At 43.6% G+C, this 5,605-nt stretch carries 5 protein-coding genes and 1 other annotated feature; all 5 genes read right to left on the bottom strand.

Features of this window, described 5'->3' with window-relative positions:
* Positions 1-167 precede the first annotated feature (167 nt).
* Positions 168-1,238: a 3-isopropylmalate dehydrogenase gene (gene leuB / locus BUQ87_RS14660; RefSeq protein ID WP_038266893.1), complete on the bottom strand. Its 1,071-nt coding sequence runs from the start codon at positions 1,236-1,238 to the stop codon at positions 168-170.
* 3 nt (positions 1,239-1,241) lie between these two features.
* Entirely contained in the window at positions 1,242-1,733 is a 492-nt protein-coding gene (gene leuD / locus BUQ87_RS14655; RefSeq protein ID WP_038266896.1) for a 3-isopropylmalate dehydratase small subunit, read from the bottom strand.
* On the bottom strand, positions 1,733-1,906 hold the full coding sequence (locus tag BUQ87_RS15360; protein ID WP_159434358.1) for a hypothetical protein: 174 nt from the start codon (positions 1,904-1,906) through the stop codon (positions 1,733-1,735). The genes leuD and BUQ87_RS15360 overlap by 1 nt, the downstream gene beginning before the upstream one ends.
* A gap of 54 nt (positions 1,907-1,960) precedes the next feature.
* Positions 1,961-3,226 (bottom strand): 3-isopropylmalate dehydratase large subunit, encoded by a 1,266-nt coding sequence (leuC, locus tag BUQ87_RS14650; RefSeq protein WP_038266899.1) that lies wholly within the window; start codon positions 3,224-3,226, stop codon positions 1,961-1,963.
* 101 nt (positions 3,227-3,327) lie between these two features.
* Positions 3,328-4,860 carry a 2-isopropylmalate synthase gene (locus BUQ87_RS14645; RefSeq protein WP_038266901.1) on the bottom strand — a complete coding sequence of 511 codons (1,533 nt, stop codon included), beginning with the start codon at positions 4,858-4,860 and terminating at the stop codon, positions 3,328-3,330.
* A 303-nt stretch (positions 4,861-5,163) separates the two neighbouring features.
* Positions 5,164-5,393: a binding site (T-box leader), on the bottom strand.
* Positions 5,394-5,605 lie beyond the last annotated feature (212 nt).

Genomic DNA, 5,605 nt, shown 5'->3' with positions numbered 1-5,605 from the left:
CTTGAGTATTCCAACAATCCTCAGTAGCGATTCCACTCCGTTTTCTGCCCTTATCTCAAAACTCCTGGCCATGCTCTACACCCCTTTTCATATTTCATATAGTTTTTTAATATTCACACCTCATATGACTGTAATCCATAGTCTGATAAATCCAAACTCCAACGTGCCTATATTCTACCTGCTATTTCATCTCCCATTTGGCATGTTCCAATCTGCTTCATGCCGCTGCTCATTATGTCTCCTGTTCTGAAACCTTCTTCAAGAGTCTTTTCGACAGCCACTTCAATTGTCCTTGCCTCGCCTTCCATATTGAATGAATGTCTAAGCATCATTGCACATGAAAGTATTGTTCCTATTGGGTTTGCCATGTCCTGCCCCGCTATGTCAGGAGCCGATCCGTGTATAGGCTCGTACATGTGAACCCCAGCTTCTCCAAGACTTGCCGACGGCAGCATCCCTATTGATCCTGTAATCATGCTCGCCTCGTCTGAAAGTATGTCCCCAAACATGTTTGTTGTAAGTATTACGTCGAACTGGCTCGGCCTTCTCACAAGCTGCATTGCCGCATTGTCAACATACATGTGCTCAAGCTCCACTTTCGGGTAGTCCTTAGCGACTTCCTCAACTACGCTTCTCCAAAGCCTTGAGCTTTCAAGCACGTTTGCCTTGTCTACGCTTGTTACCTTCTTCTCTCTTCCCATTGCCGTTTCAAAAGCAGCTTTTGCTATACGCTTGACTTCCATCTCTGAATAGGTCTCTATGTCGAATGCCTCTTTGCCGTTTTCACCTTCCGACTTTCCGCGCTCTCCAAAATATATTCCGCCCATAAGCTCTCTTACCACGCATATGTCTATTCCCTCATTCATTATGTCACTTCTTAGAGGGCAGGCATCCTGCAGCTGCTTGTAAAGCACCGCCGGCCTTATGTTTGCAAAAAGTCCAAGTCCTTTTCTAAGTCTTAGCAGCCCTTTTTCAGGTCTCTTGTCACTTTCAAATGCGTCCCATTTTGGTCCTCCCACAGCCCCCAAAAGGACAGCATCGCTTTTTTTGCATGTACTGAGCGTAGACTGCGGAAGCGGATCACCGAACTTGTCAAGCGCCTCTCCCCCTACTTCTACATTGTTAAATTCAAACCTATGGCCGTATTTCTCAGCCACCTTTTCCATAACCTTTATGGCCTGGTCAGTTATTTCAGGTCCTATTCCGTCTCCTTTTGCAACTGCTATTTTAAATTCCATATATTATCCCACCTGTTTTTTAATATAGTTTAAAAGTCCGTCTGCATCTATTATCGATCTCATGAACTCTGGAAGAGGCTGTGCCCTGTACTCCTCGGCCTTTGTGATGTTTTTTATTATTCCGGTTTCAAAATCAACGCTTATTTTGTCGCCGTCGTCTATTCTCTTTGACGCCTCTTCGCATTCAAATATGGGAAGTCCTATGTTGAAAGAGTTCCTGTAGAATATCCTTGCAAAAGACGATGCTATTACACACGATATTCCGCTCGCCTTTATGGCTATAGGGGCGTGCTCTCTTGAAGAGCCGCATCCGAAGTTCTCCCCCGCTACAATTACGTCGCCCTTTTGAACCCTGCCTGCAAAGCTCTTGTCTATGTCCTCCATGCAGTACTTTGCAAGCTCTGCAGGATCAGATGTGTTAAGATGCCTTGCCGGAATTATCACGTCAGTATCCACATTATCCCCGTATTTAAAAACTCTCGACTCAATGCTCATTAGTAATCCCCCCTGCCCCTGCATCCAAAATAGTTCATTCCCGTGTTAGGCATGTGCATCTGGTCCTTGTAGAAAGTGTCCCTTATTTTGCCTTTAGCCTCTGTCTTTTTAGTTCCTGTGTGTGATCCGCCTGTTACATCTATGCTTTTGAACTCTCTATTTTCATTTTTCATCCCTTTTTCCTCCTCTTTGTAAACACTCATCCCTTTGACTGTGCCGCTCTCTATTTAAACTCCTATGTCCTCGGGTCCCGCGATCTTTCCTGCCACTGCCGAAGCTGCTGCAACCGCAGGGCTTGCAAGGTAAACTTCCGAGCCAACATGGCCCATTCTTCCAACGAAGTTTCTGTTTGTCGTAGCCACCGCCCTCTCTCCATCTGCAAGTACTCCCATATGCCCTCCAAGGCAAGGTCCGCATGTCGGCGGGCTTATTATGGCTCCTGCATTTATGAATATCTCCATTAGCCCTTCCTTTATTGCCTGAAGGTATATTTTTTGAGTTGCCGGGAATATTATGGTTCTCATGCCCTTTGCAACATGTCTTCCATTAAGCACTTTTGCGGCTTCTCTAAGGTCGCTTATTCTTCCGTTTGTGCAAGAACCTATTACAACCTGGTCTATTTTAACGTCTCCCACATTGTCTATTGTCCTTGTATTTTCAGGAAGGTGAGGGAATGCCACTGTAGGCTTTATACTTGAAAGGTCTATGTCATACACCTTCTCATACTGCGCGTCATCGTCTGCCGACATTTCTACCCATTCTCTTTTCGAGTGTTCCTTCATGTAGTCTATTGTCTGCTCATCCACCGGGAAAATGCCATTTTTAGCTCCTGCCTCTATAGCCATGTTTGCTATTGTAAACCTGTCATCCATAGAAAGGTTCTTTATGCCCTCTCCGCAAAACTCCATCGACTTGTAAAGAGCTCCGTCAACGCCTATCATTCCTATTATGTGAAGTATTACGTCTTTTCCGCTTGTCCACTTTTGCATTTTTCCGGTGATGTTAAACTTTATAGCTGAAGGAACCTTGAACCAAGCCTTTCCAGTGGCCATTGCAGCCGCCATGTCTGTACTTCCAACCCCTGTCGAAAATGCTCCAAGCGCTCCGTATGTGCATGTGTGCGAATCGGCTCCTATTACAACGTCTCCCGCAACTACAAGCCCCTTTTCTGGAAGAAGTGCATGCTCTATTCCAACCTCTCCTATTTCAAAATAGTTTTCTATCTCAGTCTCGCCTACAAACTCCCTTATCATCCTGCACTGCTCTGCAGTCTTTATGTCCTTGTTTGGAGTGAAGTGGTCTGGAACTATTGAAATTTTGGACTTGTCAAATACTTCTTCGGCCCCCATCTTTTTAAACTCCTTTATAGCAACCGGTGCTGTTATGTCGTTTCCAAGCACCATGTCCGTATCCGCCTGTATGAACTGTCCCGGGCTTACGCTGTCTACCCCTGCATGTTTTGCAAGTATCTTTTGAGTCATAGTCATTCCCATTTTAGTACCTCCGTTTTTTGAAGATTTTGAATTATCGTTCTATTTTTGTGCCGCTGCTTTTTGTTTATTTTATATTCCATTTATATATTCTTGTCAGCCTGTTACGATATCTTTTCTTCGAACTTGTCATCGTAATATGTTATCTGGTTTATACAATTTACATATGCCAGTATGCTGGCCTCTATTATGTCTGTGCTAAGTCCCTTGCCCTTGTAATGTCTGCCATCACATTCAACCTTAACTATAACCTCGCCCTGTGCGTCTTTTCCCTGTGTCACTGAGTTTATAGTATAGTCCTCAAGCTTTATGCTCTTTCCTGCTATCTTTTCTATGGCGTTGAACGCCGCATCTACCGGACCGTCTCCAACTGCCACGTCTTCCATTATTTCACTTTCATGTCTAAGTGCTATGGATGCAGTTGCCGTTATTGCATTTCCGCTGTTTATAATGAATCTTTCAAGCGTGTACTCATTTGGAATCTCATAGGCGTTGTCCACTATAAGTGCCTCTATGTCCTTGTCGTACACCGTTTTTTTCTTGTCTGCAAGAGCTTTGAACTTTTCAAATGCTGTTTGAAGCTCTTCTGCTGAAAGCTCGTAACCCATTTCTTTAAGCCTGTTTTCAAATGCATGTCTTCCAGAGTGTTTTCCAAGAACCATCATGTTCTCCTTAAGCCCTACAGATTCAGGTGTCATTATCTCGTAAGTGCTCTTTTCCTGAAGCATTCCATGCTGGTGTATTCCCGATTCGTGTGCAAATGCATTTGCTCCTACAATTGCCTTGTTAGGCTGAACCTTCACTCCCGTTATAGCGCTTAGTAGGCTGCTTGACTTCATTATCTGAGTGGTATCCACTTTGCATTCCATTTCAAATATGTCTTTTCTAGTTTGAAGCGCCATTACTATTTCCTCAAGTGCTGCATTTCCAGCTCTTTCCCCTATTCCGTTAACAGTGCATTCAAGCTGTGTCGCTCCCGCCCTTGCAGCTGCAAGAGTATTTGCAACAGCCATTCCAAGATCGTCATGGCAGTGAACCGATATGTCCACCCTGTCTATTCCATTTACATTTTCTCTTATTGAACTTATAAGTCTGTAGTATTCATCAGGTGTTGTATATCCCACTGTATCTGGAATGTTCAGTACTGTGGCCCCCGCCTTTATAACCTCTTCGAAAAGTCTCGAAAGAAATTTGACATCGCTTCTCGTTGCATCTTCCGCTGAAAACTCTATGTCCTCGCAGTATCTCTTTGCGTATTTTACCATTTCAACGGCTCTTTCTAGAACCTGCTCCTCGCTCATCCTAAGCTTATATTTCATGTGTACTGGGGATGTCGCTATGAATGTGTGTATTCTAGGGTGCTTTGCCCCTTTTACTGCATCCCATGCAAAATCTATGTCCTTCTTAAGAGCCCTTGCAAGACTGGCAACCCTGCATTCGCTTATATTTTTCGCTATTTGACTTACGGATTCAAAGTCTCCCTTTGAAGCTGCTGCAAATCCGGCCTCTATGACGTCCACTTTAAGTCTTTCAAGCTGCTTTGCCATCTTTATCTTTTCACTAAGGTTCATGCTGCATCCCGGTGATTGTTCTCCATCTCTAAGAGTAGTGTCGAATATCTTTATTCTCTTTGCCATGTAAATCCCTCCATTTTGAATACTGTATTTTGAATATTATATACATCATTTCGGTGTGAAGTAATCCGTTCTGGGTGACTAAACACACACCTGCCATTTTCATTCTTATTGTAATGTCATTTGGGTAATAAAAAAACGCCTCTGAACTCTTGTTCAGGGACGAATATTTCGCGGTACCACCCTAATTGCCTCCTGACATTTCGCAGAAGACCTCTCTTTGGCTTGCCTTTCCTGATACGCTCGTTCTTAATTTACTCCACTCATTTGAATGACTTAAATTAAAAACGCCCCTGAACTATACAGTTCAGGGGCGAATAATATTCGCGGTACCACCCTAATTGTCTCCTCCCATTTTGTAGAAGACTCCTCTTTCGGCTTTGCCTTAACCTTTAACGGGGTTCATCCGCCATCCTCTACTGTTTTCAAGGACGGTGCTCCAGAGCTAGTAATATCTTCTCCGCACTATCGACTCCCACCAAACGCCGACTCTCTTTAAGCTGCTTGTAAGATACGCTCTCCTTCACTGCATTTATCAACTGTGTTTTGTTATGTTATAGTTTTGTATTCTATCAGGATATCATGCCCTTGTCTATAGTTTTTTGAAAATAAAAAAAATTTTATATTTTCAATTATCTATACATGCTCTTTAAACGTATATCATATCCCATATTCCGCCGCCCGGCCTTACCATGGGCTCGACGTTCATTTCCTTTTCTGTCACGCACTCTATTACGGCGCTTTTGGA

This window comes from Peptoclostridium litorale DSM 5388, assembly GCF_900141635.1.
Classification (GTDB): domain Bacteria; phylum Bacillota; class Clostridia; order Peptostreptococcales; family Peptostreptococcaceae; genus Peptoclostridium; species Peptoclostridium litorale.
This window is presented reverse-complemented; position numbering and strand designations above follow the sequence as displayed.